The sequence below is a fragment of the Variovorax sp. GW821-FHT10C12 genome (genome assembly GCF_059415405.1).
Genome location: NZ_JBWKNE010000001.1, coordinates 2,469,837 through 2,489,288 on the forward strand (window position 1 = coordinate 2,469,837; position 19,452 = coordinate 2,489,288).

At 65.7% G+C, this 19,452-nt stretch carries 12 protein-coding genes; 2 read left to right on the forward strand and 10 right to left on the reverse strand.

Annotated elements, in window-relative coordinates; translation table 11 throughout:
• Positions 1 to 153: 153 nt before the first annotated feature.
• The 4 genes from AC07OH_RS11665 to AC07OH_RS11680 form a co-directional block, all read right to left on the reverse strand.
• Positions 154 to 3,069: a hypothetical protein gene (locus AC07OH_RS11665; protein ID WP_495300743.1), complete on the reverse strand. Its 2,916-nt coding sequence runs from the start codon at positions 3,067 to 3,069 to the stop codon at positions 154 to 156.
• A 197-nt stretch (positions 3,070 to 3,266) separates the two neighbouring features.
• On the reverse strand, positions 3,267 to 3,842 hold the full coding sequence (locus AC07OH_RS11670; protein WP_495300744.1) for a hypothetical protein: 576 nt from the start codon (positions 3,840 to 3,842) through the stop codon (positions 3,267 to 3,269).
• A gap of 709 nt (positions 3,843 to 4,551) precedes the next feature.
• On the reverse strand, positions 4,552 to 5,472 hold the full coding sequence (locus tag AC07OH_RS11675) for a response regulator transcription factor (protein WP_495300745.1): 921 nt from the start codon (positions 5,470 to 5,472) through the stop codon (positions 4,552 to 4,554).
• A gap of 363 nt (positions 5,473 to 5,835) precedes the next feature.
• Positions 5,836 to 6,780 carry a LysR family transcriptional regulator gene (locus AC07OH_RS11680; protein ID WP_495300746.1) on the reverse strand — a complete coding sequence of 315 codons (945 nt, stop codon included), beginning with the start codon at positions 6,778 to 6,780 and terminating at the stop codon, positions 5,836 to 5,838.
• 464 nt (positions 6,781 to 7,244) lie between these two features.
• Here AC07OH_RS11680 and AC07OH_RS11685 point away from each other — a divergent pair, with 464 nt between their 5' ends.
• Both AC07OH_RS11685 and AC07OH_RS11690 read left to right on the forward strand, forming a co-directional pair.
• Positions 7,245 to 7,781 (forward strand): hypothetical protein, encoded by a 537-nt coding sequence (locus AC07OH_RS11685; RefSeq protein WP_495300747.1) that lies wholly within the window; start codon positions 7,245 to 7,247, stop codon positions 7,779 to 7,781.
• A gap of 253 nt (positions 7,782 to 8,034) precedes the next feature.
• Positions 8,035 to 8,352, forward strand: a complete 318-nt coding sequence (locus AC07OH_RS11690; RefSeq protein WP_495300748.1) for a hypothetical protein — start codon at positions 8,035 to 8,037, stop codon at positions 8,350 to 8,352.
• A 53-nt stretch (positions 8,353 to 8,405) separates the two neighbouring features.
• Here the strand turns inward: AC07OH_RS11690 and AC07OH_RS11695 are convergent, their stop codons facing one another.
• The 6 genes from AC07OH_RS11695 to AC07OH_RS11720 form a co-directional block, all read right to left on the reverse strand.
• A complete protein-coding gene (locus tag AC07OH_RS11695; RefSeq protein ID WP_495300749.1) occupies positions 8,406 to 14,600 on the reverse strand; it encodes an autotransporter domain-containing protein in 6,195 nt (2,064 codons plus the stop codon).
• Between the two features lie 317 nt (positions 14,601 to 14,917).
• Complete coding sequence (locus AC07OH_RS11700; protein WP_495300750.1) at positions 14,918 to 15,139, reverse strand: hypothetical protein; 222 nt, start codon at positions 15,137 to 15,139, stop codon at positions 14,918 to 14,920.
• Positions 15,140 to 15,277: 138 nt separating this feature from the next.
• Positions 15,278 to 15,721 carry a hypothetical protein gene (locus AC07OH_RS11705; protein ID WP_495300751.1) on the reverse strand — a complete coding sequence of 148 codons (444 nt, stop codon included), beginning with the start codon at positions 15,719 to 15,721 and terminating at the stop codon, positions 15,278 to 15,280.
• Positions 15,722 to 15,876: 155 nt separating this feature from the next.
• On the reverse strand, positions 15,877 to 16,854 hold the full coding sequence (locus AC07OH_RS11710; RefSeq protein ID WP_495300752.1) for a Bug family tripartite tricarboxylate transporter substrate binding protein: 978 nt from the start codon (positions 16,852 to 16,854) through the stop codon (positions 15,877 to 15,879).
• Between the two features lie 30 nt (positions 16,855 to 16,884).
• Positions 16,885 to 18,153, reverse strand: a complete 1,269-nt coding sequence (locus tag AC07OH_RS11715; RefSeq protein ID WP_495300753.1) for a DUF1254 domain-containing protein — start codon at positions 18,151 to 18,153, stop codon at positions 16,885 to 16,887.
• Between the two features lie 23 nt (positions 18,154 to 18,176).
• On the reverse strand, positions 18,177 to 19,394 hold the full coding sequence (locus AC07OH_RS11720) for a CoA transferase (RefSeq protein WP_495300754.1): 1,218 nt from the start codon (positions 19,392 to 19,394) through the stop codon (positions 18,177 to 18,179).
• Between the last annotated feature and the right edge of the window lie 58 nt (positions 19,395 to 19,452).

The following is a 19,452-nucleotide window of genomic DNA, read 5'->3' on the forward strand; positions in this document are numbered from 1 at the left end:
AAGGCTCTTTCCTGCGCTGCCTGGCCTCGACAGCCAGGCGCACAGTGCGGTTCACAGCGCAGGAAAGAGCAGAAGCAGCGCCGCCTGAGGGGCGCCCTTCTGGGTGAAGCTCCCACGCCCGCGAAAGGCGTGGGAGGTCGGGTCGATCGACCGTTACTGGTTGATCTTTACGGCGAAGATCAACGTCGCCGTGCCGCCCGGTGCCAGGGTGTTGGCCGCGCTGCCGCAGCTCACCGTGGTGGCCGGTGCCGTGCCTGCATAGGTGACGGCCGTTCCGGTCAGGCCCGTCGACGAGCACTGCGTGGCCGCCGCGGGTTGCGTGGCACCCGTGAGGCTGGTGTACGCAGGCACCGCGTCGGTGATCTTCAGGTTGGAGATCGGTGCCACGCCTTCGTTGGTCGCCACGATCCGGTAGAGGACGCACTGGCCCGGCTTCATCGTCAGCAGCGCGGTCGAGAAGTTCGCGGGCGTGGCCGCTTCGGTCGCGTCGCAGTTGACGTCTGCCGCCTGCGTCTTCACCACGCGCACTTGGCCGCTGATGACCGTGCTCACGTCGGTGGCCGAAGGCGTACCGCACGAGCCGGCCCCCGAGGGGAACGTCACGGTCACGGTGGCCGTGTCGGTAGCGCCTGCCGTTGCGCCACCGGGTGCGAACACCTTGACGAGCAGCTTCTGCGAGGTGCCGCTGACCAGCGGGCCGGGGATCGTTCCGGTGATCAGCGGATCACCGCCGTCGATCTGGCCGTCGCCGTTGGCGTCGATGTACACCGCGGTGGTCCATCCTGCCGTCATGTCTGCCGAGGGCAGCGTAACCGACACGGCGTAGGGGCCAACGCAGCTCTGCGTGCCAGTGGCGGTCAGCGTGTGGGCATACACCACCGAACCGCCGGGTGCGACCTGGCCGCTGTTGTCCGGCGTCAGCGTGGCACCGAGGGTCGAGGCGGCAATCACCGTCACCGCGTCGGTCTTGGTGTCGTTGGCGGGCGCCGTCGTCGACGTGGGCTTCGTGGAATCCACCCGGAAGTAGATCTTCTGCGCCGTCACAGGCGTCTGCGTCGCAGGCGGCGTGACGCAGACGTCGACCTTGCCTTGCGCCCCGACCGCCACGTCGATCTGCGTGATGGCGGCTGCGGTCGCACAGGTCTCACCCGCCGCGCCGGCCGTACCGGCGGTGACGAACTTGACTGTCCAACCGGCCGGCAGTGTGCCGGGGAAGCTCGGCGTCTGGCTGGCCGACAGGTTGTAGGTATTGGCCAGCGAGTCACCGTTCTTGACGAACAGATTGAAGAACGCTGCGCTGCCTGCTGCCACGGTCCGGGTCGTCGTCGGGTTCGGACTCGGGCCCGGGCCCAGGTCGCCGCCAGCGACCGTGCCGGTGCCCGTGCCGCCTGCGCTGTTGGTCAGGTCGACCAGCGAGCCGATCACGGCGGTCACGATTTCCTTGGTTGCATCCACGGCAACCGCCGGATTGCCCGCCGACTTGCCGGTGACCAGCACGGTGAACGGACCCGAACCGAGGGTCGCGGTGGCCGGTACGTTTGCGCGCACCACGATGTCGACGTAGCCGCCGGCTGCGATCGGTCCCGTGTCGGGAATGCCGTCGCCGGTCGTGTCGAGCAGCGGCGTAGCGCCGTCCACGGCCAGCAAGGTGAACGTGGTTCCTGCGGGGAATGTGCTGCCGCTCGTCGCGAGGTTGATCGCGTCGGTCGCATTGCCGGTGTTGAACACCCGATTCGGGAACGAGACGCTGCCGCCGGGGATCACCGAGGGTTGCGTGGTCGTGTCCGCGCTACCGTCGGCGGCGCCGGGGATCACGTCCTTGGCCGTCACGGCGGTGGACACGGTCGGCAGGTTGGTACCGATCGCGAAGCCGTAGCTGGCCAGCACGGTGAAGGCCGCGGGGTTCGACGTCGAAGGCAGCGAGCCCGGCGCCGTGGAGCTGGCGCTGGTTCCTGCATCGATCGGGTTGTACTTCACCGTGTTGGTGGTGGTCGTCACGCCGATGGCCGCCGTGTCGTTGACCAGCACCACGAAACTGATGGTCTGCGACACATTGACGGGCAGTGCCTGGATGACCGCCGTGATGGTGTTACCCGACGCCTGGTAGTCGATGCCACCCAGATCGGCCGTCGAAGCATCCGTGAGGGCCGTACCCGCCGTAGGCGAGTTGCTCCACACGGCCGAGCCGGCAACGTAGGTGAAGCCGCTCGGGAGCGTGTCCTGCAGCGCCAGGGCGCCGACCGCGCCGCCGGTGTTGCTCACGTTGATCGTGTAGACCGTGTATTGGCAGGTCGGGGTCGACGTCATGCCGGCCGCCCAGGTCGTCGAGCAGCTGGCCAACGACGAACGCGGACCGCTTGCGGCCGCCGTGGGCCAGGCGCCACCGCCCGGTGCCTTCACGGCCGGCACACCGATCGCCTTGGTGACGTTGAACGCCGCCTCGGTGGTCAGGTTGACGTTGTCGCGGTCGGCCGCCGACGTGCTCGCATACGAGCCGAACACCGGCGACGAGGCGGGGACCGTCGCGGTCACCGTGCCGTAGCTGTACGGCGTCGTCGGCGTACTGGCCGTCGAGGGCAGGCTGTAGGCCACCACGAACTGGAACACGCCGTTGTTGCCGGCGACCGTCTGCGTGGGCACGCTGCAGGTGGCGGCAGGAATGGCCGTGCACAGCGGCGTCGTGCTGTCGGGCAGGCCGTCGCCGTTGGCGTCCGCGAAGACCTCGACGCGCGAGAACCCGCCGGCTGCGGCGTCGACCTTGATGTCGAACACATCGCTGCCGTTGCCGGTGTTGGTCAGCACGTGAGGCGCGTACACAGTGGCACCGGCCGCGCCGGTCTTGTTGTTCACGACGTTGGTCGTGACCGTGGTGTAACTGTCCAGGTTGAACGAGCCCACCTGCTGCACCGTGGTCTGCACGAGGTTGGAGGTGGCCAGTTGCTGGTTGCCGCCGACATCGGAGTACGTTGCCGAGGCCTGGTTACCGATGACGGTGTTGGCGGGGGGAGGCGCTGCAAACGCGACCGAGGCTCCAAATACGAGCCCCAGGTACACGGTTGCCTGAGCCACCCACGAAGCAATCGGCCTGGAGCCGGCTGCGCCTGGGAATGGATGAGGTTTCACTTGGTTTGTCCTATTGATTTGTGGATGCGTGACGGAACGAAAACGAAAACGGGAACAGTCGACTTGCTACGAAAACCCGACCTGCGAGGCCGGGTGGCGCCCGGCGCAGATCGAACGAAACACCTTCGGGAACGCCTTCGCACTCACGGCTTCGACGTCGAGGGCGCGGCCGGTGCAGCACCGGGAACCACCTGCACCGCGCCTTGCGTCAGCGGCGCCTTGGGCACCACCACTTCGACCTTGGCGCGCGCGCTCACGGCGGTGACCCCGCCTGCGGGCAGCTGGCCCAGCATCCAGCGCAACGCGCGGTACTGGCTGTAGGGCAGCGGTTCGGTCTTTCCGCCGGGCAAGGCGCGCACCAACGGCTCCGCAGCGAACACGCCGTCATCGGCCGCAGCCTTGACCAGCGAAGCGCCTGGCTTGGCACTGCGCGGCAGGTACTCCAGGCCTTCGGGAATCGGGAGGTTGCCGACCAGGCCGGTCACGGCCTTGGGCGACTTGTTGGTGTAGGTTGCGCGGTACTCGATGACGTCGCCGGGTTTCACGGAAGCAGCGTCCACCAGCTGCTCCTCGCCCTTCTCGTTCTTCGTGACCTTGTGCTGCGTCAGTTCGACGACCACGGCAGCGGCAGTCGCAGGCCGCGCCGCCACGGGCGACTTGGCCATGGCGGGTTGCGCGAGCGCCGACACCCAGGCCCCGCACAGAAGGCTCAAGACCACGGCACCGCGAACATGCCACCGCGTTGCGTTTCGTTGTACCTGTTGGGTCGCGTGTGCACCTTGCGATGCGGAAGGAATCGAACTCATGAAGTACCTCTGAATGAAAGAATGGCCAAGTGAAGACGTGAACCGGCATGAACGCGTTGCGCCATGCGAGGCATCGCCAAGCCTGCAAGCAACCTTCTCATCGGCATCCACGCATATCTCATGGAAGCCGGTCGCGACTGTAGAAAGAAAAGATCTGGAAAAACTGTTTACTAACATTGCTTAATATTCGTATAACTTAAAGTGTGAGAAATTCGATCAGCGTGTTTCATCCGTGATCAAAGTTTGAATATCTGGGAATCGTCGCCCCATCTCCTCGAGATATTGGCGCAACACTTCCAGCCTCTAAAAGGCTTCTTGAGTGCTTCGGGCAGGCGCGCACCCGCAACGAGCCTTGCGGTCTCGCGTATCTTGAAAAATGAAAAAATGCCACACCTTGGTGGCGACGAAGGCGACTTCTCAGTGCCTTGCCAATCACCTCGTCATCACCTGATGCTGGAAGTGATTTCTCTCTGGCGTCGGGAGCGTCATCGACGCCTCATGGCGTAAGATGTCCCGGAACCATCGGATCCTGGCGTCCGTGCAACCTGTGCGATGTCGGAGAGGACAGCAGATGCCCGACGCAACGCGCCGCGCCTCAGCAGTGGCAGCAGACGGCCAGGACTCAGCCTCCTCCGGACTCCCCGTCGCGTGCCTCCCAGACACCAAACGACGGCCGGTCATCGGGAATCAGCGTTCCCTTCGCACCCTCGAAATAGAAGTTAAGGCGATAGCCTATGTTTCTTACGCTTTGAAGCTCACAGCCGTTGGGCTCTCCGATTTCCAGCTTTTTTCTCAGCCGCGCGATGTGAACATCGAGCGTTCTCGTGTCCGATTCATCCGTACGCACGCGCGTCCACACAGCATCGAAAAGTGCCTTTCGCGAATGCACCAAGCCGGGGTTCCTGAAGAAATGCAATGCCAAATCGAACTCGATCGGCTGGAGCTTGATCTGCCGGTTGTTGAAGCTGACAACTCTCCCGAGCGCCTGAAAATGATAGGCCCCACAACGAAAGTCACCGTACAACTCGGCCGAAGCGCTGAGTCCCTTGAATGCCAGCACTCGGGCTTCGAGCTCGACCGGATTGCACGGCATCACGATGAAGTCTTCACTCGCACCCTTCATCAAAGAAGAAACAGCACCCAGCTGCGCTTTTCGAACCATCAGCAACAACGGCGCCTTCGGTCCCAGGACACTCCTCAGCATCTTCGCGCCAGACAGCAACCTGTTTTCCGAACCATCGAAGCCCGCCAGGAAGAGATCGAAGCGAGATCCGCGCATCAGCGCCGTCATCAGGTCCTCGCTGCAGTCGAACTGGACGGCCTTGTAGCCGAGCGAACTGACGATATCGCTCGCGCTTTCTCGATCCTGCTTCTCCACATCGAGAACGGCTGCCGATTTTTGAGGTTCCCCGGCATCGACTCGTCGCGATAAAAATGACAAAACGTTCGAACCCTCTAACGCAAGGCGCGCTGCATGGAGATCATTTCCGGAAGGAATCATGGTTATCAATTTCAGCCATCCGGAGCAGGATCGAAGGCTCATTCATCGGTTTCGGACCATCCTCCCCAAAAGCGCACAAGCCTGCTCACCTGGCGCGCAACGACTCACATCACCCATCTCCGGACAGGCGCATCCAAGGCCGACTCTGCGGGACGGTGCCGACTGACGTGGCCGGCGTGCTGCGGGCGGACGCCCGAGCGAGGCTCTTGCATGGCCTCGATTTGTCTCACTCTCCCTTGCGTGTCCAGCTCGTCGGACTGATTCGTTCAGCCTTCTTCTACCGAGGACTCAATTGTCCCGTTCTGAACCTTTCACGACAAATAAGAATTCGTCCGAAGACATCAGTACACGCTATACGTGAGGCGGAGCGCGCTCCTCGCCAGCGTCGTCCGTCCCTTCGTCTGCCTAGGGATGCTGGCTGACGTAGCGATAGAGAAACTCCTTGAGATCCAGTGCTGCCTCGCTCATCTCGCCGTCCGCGGGGCTCAGCACGCCCAGCGGCTTGAACGGGGGAATGTCGATGACGTCGAGCTGGGCCAGTTGGCCCAGTTCGATCAGCTGACGGAAGACGCTGTACGGCGCCAATACCAGCAGCGGCTCGCTCTGCAACTGGGCCAGCACCAGCGGTGTGGACAGCGCATCGATCTTCCGATACTTCGGACTCAGGCCGTGATGCTCCGTGAGCTGGTCGAACATGCGGCGCGCATGGGTCGCGGGGTGCAGCAGCAGCCATGTCTCGTCGAACAGGTCGGCAAAGCCCAGCGAACGCCTCGCGACCAGCGGATGCTGCGGCCCAGCGACCACGACAAGCCGGTCGGGCATGAGCTCCGAAAAGCCCCACCCTTCAGGCTCCACCGCGGGTTCGCGACACAGCATGAGATCGATTTCCTGCTTGAGGATCAGCGAGCCGATGCGCGGCACGTTGGCCTCCTGCACTTCGATCATCACTTCGGGCCTCGTGCGCGCGAAAGGAGGCAGGGCCCGCACCAGCAGGCCACAGATGGCGCCGTGGATGGCGCCGATGCGCACAATGCTGTTGGCGCTCACGTGCCGGAACGCCACGAACTCCGCGCCTCTTTCGAGCGAGGCCAGTGCGCGGCGCACGAAGGGCAGCAACTCCTTCGCAATGCCCGTCATCCACATGCCGCGTGCATGGCGCTGGAACAGCACGCATTCGAGCAGCTGCTCGAGATCGGCAATGAGGCTGGTTACCGCGGGTTGCGACAACCCGATGGCATCGGCCGCGCGTTTGACGCTGCCCAGTTCGGCGACGGACACATAGGCCTGCAGATGGCGGATGCGAGCACCAGACGTGAGGCGCCCGAAGAGGATTTCTGATGATGGCGTCATGGTGGGTTGAACGTGCAGTGATCCCGACACCGGGATCACCCCCACGCAACAGAACCGCATGCGTGAGACGCAACGCTTGCACATGGAAAGTCCCGGCCTGCGAGCTATCTCTGCGATTCTTCTCCAAAAGACTGTGTCGCTCGGATGCACATCCTACAAACGTCAACAAAGTGTCAACTTCCTCACTGTCTCGAGACGCAATGTGGGGATTTCAACTTGATTTTTTTATGAACAAACATTAACGCCACCTCGCGAAATTGAACGAGCCGGCAACAACGATTCGAAGCCGTCTACATTCGCTGCGCCTCGTTGTCCACGACCGCACCAGTGCATCGCAAACTTTGTGACCAAGTCCACCATCTGCATCGGAATCTCGTTCACGACCCACGGCCTCTCCTGCAAAATTTAATACGAAAGAAAACGCACCCAAAGTTATCTCGCCCCCCTCCCCCCGAGACGCATGCATGTTTGAAATCATTCAAGGCGGAAAGTCCCACACCGAAAGCAGAACACCGCCTCCCCCGGACTGGCACGCCAAGCTGCGGCAGTTGCAACGCATCGACTGGCGCCGCAGGCAGCGCATGTTCAGCTCTGTCGGCCCGCGCACGAGCAAGGCAGCGGTGGTTTCGGTGACGGCATTCCTCGCAGTGCTGGCTGTCTCTCGCTCCCTGGAGTGGCTCGGGTGGGTGCCCGTAGCGACCGCATTCGGCATGCGTTGCTCGGGCCTGATCTCCGTTGCAGGCGGGGCCATCGCTTATGTGCTGGTGCAGCTGTGGAGTTCGGCGCCAAGAACCTGGAGTGCGCTGCTCGATGTGGACCTGGCAGCCTACGAACCAGTGGATCGCGACGCCTACCGGTACCTGCAGGACCGCACGCGTTCCACCGGTTATTTCGAACATACCGCCGTCGCGTCATGGCTGCGCGAGGAGCGGGATGCCGTCGAGATGGCGGCAGGTTGGCGCAAGCCCCGGAGCAGTGCATTCCTGAACAAGAAGGTGTGAGGCACGCGCGCGCCTCGTCGTCGAACTTCCGTGATGAGACTTCCCTACTTCGCCTGCCTGTGCCACATCAAGCATCTGGCGTGGTCGCCACGGCAGGGATGGATACGCCTGTTGCCCCGCGTGGGCCTGTATCGCTGCGCGAACTGCGGCAAGTCGCAGTTGTTCTTGCAGCAAGCCGCCGATGAAGCGCTCGCCAGGAACGCCGGAGCTCCCCAATCCACCCGGCATTGACCCCGCAAGGAGACCCAAGGACATGGCACGCTGGACCTCGTCGATCGATGACATCCTGAAGATCAGGCTTGTTGCCCGGCAAATCCCCCTGGATGGCATCGTACGCATCGTGCTGCTGGACGACACCGCGATCGAAGGCGTGATCCGCGAAGTGAACGTCGGCAACAGCGGTGGCCACGGCGGGTGGCAGTACTACGGCGAATGCCAGATCGAAACCAGGAAGAAGAAATTGCGCACAGTCGACTACCTCGACGTGCGCTTTGCCTCCAGCATTTGGAGCAAGGACACGGCGGCGGAGTACGAACGGCTCGGCCTGCTGGTCAACGTGCAGCGGACCTGAGACGGGCACCGTTCGTGGCGGCAGCGGGCGCAATGCCTGCTGCCGCGTCTACCTCAGAACCTGAGCTTGATGCCCACTGAGCCTTGCGCCGACGACTTCACCCGCAAGGCGCCCCCGCCCGCGTGGAAGAGCTTGCCGACTTCACCGTACACGCTGGTGGTCGGCGTCAACGTCAGGGTGAAGCCACCCGCCACCTCCACCGACGAGTAGCCGATGCCGTTCGCGAACGACGTCGTACCCGCTGGGCCGACGAAGCGCGTCGTGTCGGTGCCCTTGAAGCCATGCCACAGGTTCAACCGCGCGTAGGGCTGCAGCCGTCCGGCGCGCGTCATGACGTCGCCGGTGAGCCGCACGCCCAGGCGGCCAATCACCGCGCCGGCCGTCTGCTGCTCGACCCGTGCACCGCCGATGCCCACATCGCCCATGTTCAGGCGGTTGTAGATCAGCTGCGCCTGCGGCTCCACGCCCCAGCGCTCGCCGAGCGCGAAGCGCTGCCCGACTTCGGCGGACGCCGTGATGCTGTGCCCGTCGGTGCCGGTGCCCGGGCCCATCGCGGTCGTCATGCCCGACACGTCGTGCATGCCGTACTGCAGCACGAAGTCGGCATAGCGACCGTCCTTCGCATAGGTGGCGTAGCCGCCCAGGTACAGCGCTTCCGCATCCAGGCGGCCGGCCTGGGCGCCCGACAGGTTCAGCCCGTAGATGCCGTTCACGCGTCCGTCGCTGTGTAGTTGGCCCACGTACAGGCCGGCATTCCAGGCGTCGTTGGCGAAGAGGTCCACGCCCGCCTGGAAACCGCCCATGCTCACACGGCTGCTGCTGGCGACCGGCCCGCCCTGGGCGATCGAGGTGTTGCTGCCGATGGCGCGACCCCAGCCGCGGCGGTTGGCACCGCCCCAGCCCGACGCGGCCTCGCCGCCGGACGCGGACGCGTCGGCCTTGATCGGCGTGCTCTCGTCGCCCATCCGGCGATGCAGGTTGGACAGCATGGCCAGGTCGCCCTGGCGCAGCATGTTCGGCAGCGCCGAGTAGAGCGGGACGTCGGCGCGGTAAGTCGGCACGGTGATCGTCGGTGATGTGGGCGACGCGGGCGTGCCCGGCGTAGCGGGTGGGGTCGGTGTGCCGCCACCGGGCACGGTCGTCGTCGAGCGCAGGTACCAGTTCTCGCCGGTGCCGTTGGCATCGGCCGCATGCAGGCGGTACTCATAGGCGCCGGCATCGACGTGGCCGCCCGCCAGAGAGAACGCATCGCGCGTGGTCTGCGCCGTGGTGGTCGCGCCGTTCTGCGCGGTGATCACGTTGATGCCGTTGCCGGTGGTCAATGCACCGAGGCCGCCGATGTTGGTGACCTGCACCGTGGTCCTGCCCGTGGCCGCGGCGCCCGGTCCGTTGAGCACCAGTCGGTCGCTCACGCTGCCGCTGTCGCCCAGCGTGGTGCCGAGCTTGAGCAGGCCGCCACCACCGACGTAGTTGCCGTTGACGGTGAGCGTCGAGCCGGGCTTGGTGCCGACGAGCGAGACCGTGCCGCTGTTGGACAGCGAGGCCACGGTCTGGTTGAAGCCGGCGGTGTCCAGCGTTGCACCCGCGGCCACGGCGTGGGCCGAGCCGGGGCTGAAGACGCTCGCCGCGCCGGCCTTGAACGTGCCCTGTGCCACCTGCGTGGCGCCGCTGTAGGTGTTGGGGCCGGTCACGATCAGCGTGCCGCTGCCGTTCTTGGTCAGCGTGCCGCCGCCCGTGATCGCGCCCGACAGCGTTTCGGTGAAACTGCCCGTGTCCACGATGGGGTCGGCGATGCCTGTGAGCAGGATCGGGTTGGCGACGTTCAACCCGTCGGCCAGGAAGCCGAGGGTCGTGCCTTCGTTCATGGCCAGCTGGCCGCTGCCGAGCGCACCGTTGCTGCCGACGTCGATGCGCCCCTTCACGAGCGACGTGCCGCCGCTGTAGGCGTTGTCGCCCGTCAGCCGCGTGGTGCCTGAACCGATCTGCGCCAGCGAGCCGGTGCCGATGATGCCGCCGTTCAAGGTCACAATGCCGCTCTGGTTGATAGCCAGCACGCCGTTGTCGACGATGGCACCGCCGCCGGTGAGCGCACCCGTGGAGCCGCCGTTGCCGAGCTGCAGCGTGCCGCCGGCGTCGATGGTCGTGGTGCCGGTGTAGCTGTTCGTGCCGGTGAACACCGTGGTGCCGGTGGCGGCGCGCGTGAACGTGCCGGTGCCGCTGATCGCTCCGCCGTAGGTCTGCGTGTCGAGGTTGTCGAAAACCACCGCGCCGTTGTTGGCGATGTCGTGGGTGCCGACATTGCCGGCAGTGGTGCCGCTGCCGCCGACGCGCAACGTGCTGTTGCCGCCCACCTGGAGTTGTGAGCCGCTGCCGGCCAGCACCAGCGGATCGATGACGCGGACATCGGCGCCGTTGGTCAAGGCCAGTCGGTTCCAGCCGGTGCCGATGTTGGTGCCGCGTGCCACGTCGTCCGCAGCCAGTGAGCCGACGCTGCGCTTCACGCCGTTGAACTCCAGCAGGCCGCCTGCGCCGGTGCCGTTGGTGATGTGCGTGGTGTCGGCCAGCGACACGCCCTGCACCAGCACCTTGTTGCCGACACCGTTGCCGGCTTCGATGGCGCCGGCCAATGTGCCGCCCGTGAGGTTCACGGTGTCGGTTCCGTTGCCGGTTCGCACGACACCGGTGACGGCGCCGCCGCGCAGGGTGTAGGTGTCGCTGCCGGCATTGCCGGCCACTGCGACGGCGCTCGTGCTGGCGGCCTTGATGGTGCCGGTATTGTCGAACACCACCCCGCCGCTGCCGCCGAGATCGACCACGGGCGATGCCGTGCTGGCCGACACCAGCGCGCCGGTGTTCGAGACCGACGGCGAGTTCTTCGCAACGAGCGCCGGACCGCCCGTGGCGCTATTGACCGTCACGCTCGCTCCATTGACGACCGTGCCCGTGGTGTTGGCCACGACGCCCGAGCCTGTGCCGCTCGCCACGGTGACCGCGTAGCCACTTCCCAGTGCGAAGTTGCCCGTGGTGGTGGTGCCGTCCGCGTTCTGGAAGGCAAAGCCCGTGCCGCTGCCGGCCACGTTGAGCCGCACGCCCGTGGACGCCGGGTCGAGGCTGGTCGCGGTGCGGATGCCCGCGCCATTGCTGGTGTTGATGACGAGGTTGGTCAGTCGGATCGCGCCGATCTCGGCCTTGTTCTCGATGCCCGATCCCGTGCCGGTGGCATGGATGACCGCGTCCTTCGCGCTCAGGCTGGCAGCGCCCGTGTCCACGAGGATGCCGGCCGCCGTGCCGCCCACACGGATCTGGCCGGCACCCGAGAGGGCCAGCGAAGCGCCGTTGCCCGCCAGGTGCACGGCCGCCGTGCCGTCGCCGGCCTCGATGGTGCCTGTGTTGGTGAGTGTCGCGGTGGCGCCCGTCACCAAGGCGCCGGTGCCGTTGCTGACCTGCAGCACCGCGCGGTTGTCGACCGTGCCCTGCATGCCGACCACGACACCGGTGGAGCCCGCGCCGGTCAGCTGCACGTTGCCGTTGTTCACGAGCGTGCCAAGGTTCTGCGCCACGAAGCCGGTCACCGCGCCGGTGCTCGACGCGATCAGCGCGTGGTTCGTCAGGGTCGTCGCCACGGGCGCGCCATTGTTGGCGTTGGCCAGGTCGTGGGCCTGCCCGTCCACGACGCCTGCGGTGGCGCCGGCGGCGTTCAGGTGAATCGTCGTCGCAGCATCGATGGTGCCCGCCGCGCCGCCTTCGTTCACGATGGCGATGCCGTTCGCGCCGTTGACGTTGTAGACCGAGTTGCCCGTCGAGAGCGTGGTGCCCGCATCGGTCGCGACCACGCCGCGCGCGCCCGCGCCGTTCACGTTGATGGTCAGCGTGCCCGCCGTCGAAGAACCGGTGTACGCCGCACCGCCTGCCACGCGGAACATGGTCGAGCGGTCGGTGGCCACGTCGAGGCTCTGCGCACTCACGTTGATGCGCGAGCCGGGTCCGTACGAGAAGAAACCGATCTGGTCGGTGCCGTTCGAGAACACGGGCACCGCGTTGGCCGAGACATCGACGACCGAGGTGCCGCGCGCATGCACGCCGATGGCACCGGTGCCGGTGAGCCGGATCTGTCCGTCGACCTTGGCGGTGGCCGTGTGGCCGTTCAGGCCTTCGGCCCAGATGCCGATGTTGCGCGTGCCCGTGGCCACGTTGGCGCCGCCGGCCACGCTGATGGTACCGGTGCTGGTGTGGCTGAGGGTGGCGTCGGCGCTGGCGGCCATGGCCTGCATGGCGATGCCGTTGACGCCGTTCAGCGAGATCACACCGTCGTTGCGCACGGTGGCACCGCCGCTGCTGTTGGCCTGCATGCCGATGTTCATCAGCGGGCTTGCGGCGTTGGCGGCGCCGTTGACCGCGATGATGCCGGTCGCATCGTTGACCAGCTCCAGGTCGGCCGTGCCGTCGCGCGCCGTCAGGGCCACGGCATTGCCGATGCCGCTGCCGATGGTGATCGTGCCCTCGTTGTGCACCTTCGCCGAACCGGCGGCTTCCACGCCGCGAATCGCCACCAGGTTGCTCTGCACATCGGTCGCGCCCTGCCCTGCTGCGTACTGGCCTGTACGGCCGATGTACATCGTTCCCTTGTTGGTGAACGTGGCGCTGTCGACGGCCTGCACGCCGTAGGTGTCGCCCGGATTGCCCGTTTCGTTGACGCCGATGTTGATCACGCCCTGCACCTGGTTGACGGCACTGGCACTGCCGGCCGCACGCAGGCCGATGTTGACGCGGGCGAAGTCGGTGCGGTCTGTCACCGCGTTGGCCACGTTGAGGAAGCCCTCGTTGCTGAATGTGGCCTGGTCGTTCAACAGCACGCCGAACGACCCCACGCGGTCGCCCTTGCCGCTGTTGATGCCGGTGGTGCCGTTGGCGGTGTAGGTGTCGGGGTCGTAGCCGACCGACAGCGAGCCGGTGTTCCTGATGGACGAGTTCTGCGACGCAACGATGTCCGGGTGGTTGCTGCCCGTGGTCTGCGACGACAGGTGGCCCGCGTTGTTGAGCGTGGCGCCGTTCACGAGGTTGGCGGTCGAGCCGCCGCTCCACCAGCTGGCATTGTGGATGTGGCTGTCCTTGTCGATGTTGACGGTGCCGCCGTCGGACTCGATGAGGTTCACCCGGCCCAGCGGCATCCAGGTCTTCATGCCGGGCGTCTGCGCGGGCGCGGCCTGGTACTGCACCTGGAACGACTGCGTCGAGTAGCTGCTTGTCAACCGGCTCGCATAGTCGGCGGGCGACAGCAGCCCGGCCTGCACCTGGCCGATGAGATAGTTGTTGTAGCGGCGGTAGCTGTCCAGGTCGGTCACGTTGCCGCCGGCCACGGTTTCCTGCTGGCCAGTGAGTGGGTTGGTCCACGTGCCGCCGGCAAAGCTCACGCCGCGGTCGAACTGCTGCGTGAGCTTCGTGACCGACGCGATGCCCGTGGCGGGATCGACGTTGCTGGGCGGCGGGGCGAGGTCGCCGCTGCCGAGGTCGAAACGCGTGTTGGTCTTGTAGTTCAGCGTGCTGCCGCTCTCGACCTTGAACACGCTCGTCTGCTTGGACAGCATCGAGAGCTTGTTGGCCGCGCTGGCATTGGGCAGCGCCGCCGGGTCGCCGATCGTGACGTCGAGCGTCGAGCCGTTGGCCACAGTGGCGATCCGGCCGTCGACATAGACGTCCATGTCGCCGGGGCCCCACAGCTTGCCCACGGTGTTGCCGCTGGGTGCCAGTTGCGAATAGTTGTAGACCTGCAGCTTGCCCGCGTCATAGACCGTGGCCGTCTTCGAGGCGCCGGTGATCGGGTCGCGGTAACTGATGTTGAGCGACGGGTCGTCGTTGTAAACCAGCTGGCGCCCGGCCACCGTGCCGCTCGTCATGAGATTTGCGGCCTCGATGGCGCCCAGCGTCGGGTACGAGTAGTTGGTGGCGCCGGGCTGCACGCTGGCATAGCTGCCGGTGAGCGTGTGGGCGGCCCCGTCGGAATATGCCTGCTGACCGGTCTGGTTGCTGTTGGCTGCGGGCGTGTAGGTGCCCAGCACGTCCTGCGCATGCGCCAGACCTGCAGTGCCGCCGAGAAGTCCGGCCATCACGAGCAGCGAGGGCAACCTCGCCGTGCGACTGGATTTCGACTTGCCACGCGTGACTTCGGACGTGGCAACCCACGTACCCGACACGTCACTCCAGATGCTCTTATGTATTTTGTTCAACTTTTGCTCCCTGAAAGTGCACACTGAATAGATATGTCTTCATAACTATCTATCCGCGCACTTTCGCACTGCTCGGGAGCCTGCCGAAGGAAGGAATGCTCACAAATGGTGCGCTTGCAAATTGGAAGCAACTATTTGTTCACGCTTTTGCACTCAATTTTTGTGTTCTTTTGGTAACGCGACGAACAACACTTTGTCGTGCCGTGCTTGGGAATGAGAAGAAGCGAAGCGAGACCCGGCCATCGGCCGGATCGCTGCGGGCGCACGCGCGCCGTGTCGGCGTGGGGTCAAACCATCGTGTGCCGCGATGTATACAGCGAAGCGACCGGAAGCGCCGCGCGCTACTGTTTTTTTCGCTGGTCGACGATGTGCTGCAGCGCGGCTTCGAGGGTCGGCCAGCTCGCAAAGAGATAGACCTGCTCCCCGTGATCGAAGCGGCCGCCGAACTCCGCCAGCACAGAGGAGTGGTCCGACACGCTACCCAGCAGCGCCGGTTTCATGCGGCCGTAGGGCTGGGGAAATTCGCCCACACTGCAACCGAGTTGCGTTGCAAGAAACTGCACCCTGTCGGTGCCGTCGGGACGAGTTAACAAAACTCAGAACACCTGCATGCACTGGCGGATTTCGCAGACAACGCGCCCCGATCGGTTCGTGTCTGTGTGATCGCTTCCGCCATTCCCGACGACACCGGTCGAGGTGGATCAGGCCGCCGATGCGGTCGCTACGGCCATCGCATCCGGCGATCCCGCTTGTCCGCCCCAGGCCCACTGGGTCTTGGAGCGGCTGCGCGTACGGCCGATGCGCGTGGCGGCCCGGGGATGCCCTGCGAGGAAGGCCGAGACGATCGCGGCCGTGGATTTCGTGGAGGCCAGCACCTGCGTCATCTCGACCTGCAGTGGCGATGTCAGCCCACTGGTCCCGCAGACGCGGCGGAATTCAACGAGGACCTCGGCGGCCAGTTCACTATCTGCGCGCGGCTGGCCGTGGGCATCCATGACCCACCGCTCCACCCGCGCTGCCGCCATCGTGCGAAACACCCCGATGACCTCCAGGCGCCGATGCGTCGATCCCTCGACGGGAATCGGCAACACGAAGTCGTAGGAGAAAACTTCGGCCTGGGGCGACGAAACAACGGCCATGTCCATGGAAATTCAACGCCTTGCTTGATGTGAAAAATCTAAGCAAAAAGTATCCGCTTTAAATGACAACGAACTGCAACGGAAATCTCAACCTTTGTGAACTTTCGCGCATTCCGTGCGGCGGCTCCGCACGCGCCGCCACTCGTTTTCGCGGGTGACGCTCACTCGGCCGTGATGTTCGCGGCCTTGATGATCTGCGCCCACTTGCGCGTTTCGCTGGCAATGAATGCACTGAACTCGGCGGCACTACCGCCACGCAGTTGCAGTCCCGCCGCCTCGGCCTTGCGGCGGACGTCCGCGTCGGCCACCGCCGCGTTGATCTCTGCATTCAGCCGCTCGACGATGTTGGCTGGCGTTCCGGCCGGCGCGAGCATGCCGTACCAGCCATAACCCACGACGGAAGGCAGGCCCTGCTCACGAAAAGTCGGTGCGTTCGGGTACAGCGGCGAGCGCTCTTCCGTGGCGACGCCCAGCACCCGCAGCTTGCCGGCCTGTATGTGGGGAATCGCGGTCGAGATGGCCGTCAAGGTGGCGTCGATCCGCCCGGCCAGGAGCTCGGTGTAGGCCGGCGCATCGCCGCGGTACTGCACCACGATGCCCTTCGTGCCGGAGGCCCGCAACAAAAGCTCGGCCGTCAGGTGCGGGGCCGAGCCCGCCCCCGGCGATCCGAAGGTTGCGCCCTTCGGGTCGGCCTTCATCTGCTTGATGAACTCCGCGACCGTCTTGTACGGCGCGTCGGCATTGACCACCAGGAACAAGGGCGCAATGGCCGTGCTGGCGATCGAGGCGAAGTTCTTGTGCACGTCGTAAGGCAGGCCCTTGTACAGCGCCTCGCCGATGGCAATGGGTGCGGCCGCGTGGAGCAGCGTGTAGCCGTCTGCCGGCGCCTTGGCCACGAAGTCGTTGGCAATGCGCGTGCCGGCACCGGCCTTGTTCTCGATCACGATGCCCTGCCCGAGCCGTCGTCCGAGGAAGTCGCCGAGCACGCGCGACAAGATGTCGTTCGACCCACCTGCACCGTAGGGAGAGACCATGCGGATCGGCCGCGCCGGCCAGGCCTGCGCGTGGCTCGATGCGCTCCAGGGCAAGGCCAGGCCGACTGCGGCTGCGAGAAGGTGTCGGCGGTTCATTGTGGTCATGCGTGCGTGTCTCCGTTGATTTTGTGAGTGTCAGATCGGCTGGATCGGCGGGTAGTCGAACCGCAGTTCCAGATGGTCGGCATGCGGCTGATACAGCCGCAGCACGACGTAGAACAGCTCGCCCTTCGGCGCCGGAAGCCAGTTGACACCCGGCCCCGGGTCGTCGGCCTGCAGCCGCAGGGCCAAGCTGCCATCGGCGTCGTGGTGCAAGCCGGGCGTGCGATCGCCGATCGAGTACCGGTGGATGAGGTTCGCGACAAAAAGACAGTCGCTTCGGCGGTACATCGTGAGCGACCAAAAAGCGCCCACCTTCAGCCCCTTACCCGGCGCAAACCGCAACTCGTAGCGCAGCGATCCATCGAGCGGCGCGCCGCGCGCGTCCACCTCGGCGGTGGGATACATCGCCTCTTCGACGCCCAGCGCGCCGATGAAGTTGCGCGCGATGCGCGCACGCGTCAGGTAGTCGTCGCCCCAGTGGGTCTTCACCATCACCGGGATCGCCCAGCCACCGCCCAGATCGTGCGGCTGGTTGCTGGTGCGCAGCCGTTCGTAGACGGCAGGCAGCGACGCCTGCAGCTCGACTGCGGCAGGAGGCCACACCTCGCACTCCCCTGCCATCGGCGGATTGCGGCGCAGCGCGGCACTCACGATGGACAGGTACAGGTCCGCAGCCGGAGTGCCCGCATCGCGCCCGTCGTCCATCCACGTGTCCACCCGCATCGCCGCGTCGCTGCCATCCAGGCGCACGAGCCGCATCCTGGCTTGCGTCTCACGCACGCGCGTCGCATCGTCGCCGTCGTCCTCCACGAGATGGCGGCCGATCAGCCACACGTCGTCGCCCGGTGCGGCAATCGTCTGCGTGATGTCCGAAGGGACGACGCCGCGCCATGCGGGGCCATGCACCAGCGTGCGTTGGGGCCGGTTGCCCGTCGTGCGACGCCCGACGTAGGCGAAGGGATTTGTCCACGCGTCCAGCAGGCCGAGGGTCCAGTAGCGGTCGCCCATCTCGGGCGACTCGATGATGACCGGCCCTTCGGACAGGTCGAGCCAGGCGTTGCTGTAGACCGTGTCGTTGTTCGGGCTGACGACCTCCTTGTCGTCCGGGCCGAGGCGGCGGTGCGTGTGGGTGAACTGGTTGACCCACCGCATGGCCGACGCTGCATCTGACGCTGCGAAGCCGAGCACGGGGTGCCGGCGCGCGGTGGTGGCCGCGCGCATCCGCATCATCTCGAACAGCGGCAGCGTCTGGATCACGACGGCGTCGCAGCCGTGCGAGATGGGATCGATCTTCGAATTCATGAGGGGTGTCTTCTCTTTCTGCGTCATGCCACTGCGCCGGCGCGGCGAAGCTCGTCGATCTCGTTCGCTGCGAGCCCGAGGTCGGCCAGGAGCCGATCGGTGTCGGCCCCGCACGCAGGCGCGGCGGGCGGCGTGGCTCGTGGCGCGTCGCCCAGCCGATAGGGCAATGCGAGCGACGGGTAGCGTTGGCCGTCCGCGCCCAATGCATCGACCAGTATTCCGCTGGCCTGGACGTCCGCGCTTTGCAGCACCTGTTGGTAGCTGCGCACAAAACCGACCACGATCTGGTTACGGCTCAGCAGCGCCACGCATTCTTCGCTGGTGAAGGACGAGAGGCATTCACGCAGCACGATGCGCAACTCGCTGCGGTGCTGCACCCGCAATGCGTTGGTGCAAAAACGGGGATCGGTCGCCAGCGGCTCGCGTCCCATCACACGACAGAATCGTGCCCAGTGTTCGTCCGCATACGCAGACAGCACGATGTGGCCGTCGCGCGTGGGCACCACTTCGGCTGCAGGCGCGTTGTTGGGCTGGCCGTCGCCGATGCGCGTCGGCTCGGGTGCGCCGCCCAGGTAGTCGCACCACGTGGTGGCCTGCAGATGCAGCGCCACCTCGAGCAGCGACGTGCGCAACGTCTCGCCGACACCCGTCTGTGCGCGCCCGTAGAGTGCAGCGAGCACCGCCTGGGCACCCAGGTGCGCCGCGGCCGCATCGATGATCGGCACCCCCACCTTCTGGGGCAGGCGGTCGGGCTCGCCCGTGACCGACATCAAGCCGCTCTCGGCCTGTGCCGCGATGTCGTAGCCGGGACGCGTGCTCGAAGGGCCCAAGTCCCCGAAGCCCGAGATCGACAGGTAGATGACCTTGGGAAAGCGCTCGCGCACCGCGGACGGGCCCAGGCCCAGCGCATCGACGGCGCCGGGGCGCAGGTTCTGGATCACGACGTCGCTGTTTTCGATCAGCCGCCACGCGATCTCCCGGCCTGCGTCGCTCTTCAGATTGAGCGCGATGGACTGCTTGCCGCGGCTGTAGGCGCGGATCATCGACTCGCCGTAGCGACCGATGTGCCGGGCCTGGTCACCCGCCAGCGGTTCGATCTTGATCACCTGCGCGCCCAGCTCGGCCAGAACCATGGCCGCGCCGGGCCCGGCGATGTACTGCCCCAGGTCGATCACGCGCACGTTCTTCAGCGGAGCTGCAGGGGCGGATCCGCTGGTTGTCTCTTTGGATTCGAAGTTCATTGGGCGCGACGTTATCGCCTTCCCCGATTCTTGAAAATTCGATAATCGTGAGGGAGTG